This is a genomic window from Acidovorax sp. KNOB132 (assembly GCF_057541515.1).
The window spans coordinates 1-1,340 of sequence record NZ_BAAJYT010000514.1 but is presented as its reverse complement, the minus strand read 5'-3'; the positions used below and the strand labels follow the sequence as shown (position 1 = coordinate 1,340).

The 1,340-nt window shown below is 66.7% G+C and carries 1 protein-coding gene and 1 pseudogene; both read left to right on the top strand.

The genetic code is table 11. The features are described 5' to 3' along the window. A pseudogene (locus AC27IO_RS24240) lies at positions 1-315 on the top strand (aldehyde dehydrogenase family protein); the annotation flags it as partial. A 215-nt stretch (positions 316-530) separates the two neighbouring features. Further along, a complete protein-coding gene (locus AC27IO_RS24235) occupies positions 531-1,196 on the top strand; it encodes a haloacid dehalogenase type II (protein WP_272568388.1) in 666 nt (221 codons plus the stop codon). Positions 1,197-1,340 lie beyond the last annotated feature (144 nt).

Sequence of the window (1,340 nt, the reverse complement as noted above, 5' to 3'; positions counted from 1 at the left end):
GCAGGAAGAGATCTTCGGCCCCGTGCTCACGGTGCAGACCTTCGACACCGAGGAAGAGGGCCTGGCCCTGGCCGCGCACGCGCACTACGCCTGGCGGCCGGCGTGCACACCGCCGACATCGGCCGCGCGCTGCGCGCCATGCGCGGCATCAGCGCGGGCACCGTCTGGATCAACCGCTACGGGCGCAGCGCGGACTTCGTCATTCCCACCGGCGGCTACCACCAGTCGGGCATCGGCAAGGACCTGGGCCGCCAGGCCGTGGAGGCCAACCTGCGCTTCAAAAGCGTGCTCATCGACTTTGCTGCGGCGCACTAACGGTGCACGGTTGCACGCCGGCGGTGCAGACCGCACGGCATGCCGCAAGGCCCCCGGCAAACCGCAGCTTTCGCGCGCCGCACCCCTGCATTTCCCTATGACACCCGCGAAACCGCGTGCTTCAATCACTTCGTAATGACACTGTCGCAAACGCCGGATAAGGCGCTGCGAACCGCCCCGGTCGGTGACCGGCCCAACCCGAGGATTCCGAGACCATGACCTTCCGTCCCAAGTACGTGACCTTCGACTGCTACGGCACGCTCACCCGCTTTCGCATGGGCGAGATGACGCGTGAACTCTTCGCCGACCGCATTCCGGCCGAGCGCATGGAGCAGTTCATCGCCGACTTCAGTGCCTACCGCTTCGACGAAGTGCTGGGCGACTGGAAGCCCTACGAAGTGGTGCTCAAGAACGCCGTGCGCCGCCTGTGCAAGCAGTGGAAGATCCAGTACCTGGACGCCGACGGCCAGAAGTTCTACGACGCCGTGCCCACCTGGGACCCGCATGCCGACGTGCCCGCGGGCCTGGCCAAGGTCGCCAAGGAGATCCCGCTGGTGATCCTGTCCAACGCCTCCGACGACCAGATCCAGAAGAACGTCGCCATGCTCGGCGCGCCGTTCCACCGCGTGTACACCGCGCAGCAGGCCCAGGCCTACAAGCCGCGCCTGAAGGCGTTCGAATACATGCTCGACTCGCTGGGCTGCGGCCCGCAGGACGTGCTGCACGTGTCCTCCAGCCTGCGCTACGACCTGATGTCGGCCGACGACATCGGCATCAAGAACAAGGTGTTCGTGAACCGCGGCCACGGCCCGGGCAACCCGGCCTACCACTACGTGCAGATCGAAGACATCGGCGGCCTGCCGGGCGTCGTCGGCCTCTGAGCGGTTTTTACCTTCCTTCCCACAGCCCGCACGCCCCTTGCCATGAAGCTCGAGTCCTACTGGAACGATTCGGTCCCGCCGCTGGCGCTGGCACCGCACGACCTGCCGAGGCAGGTCGATGTCGCCATCGTCGGCGCGGGCTTC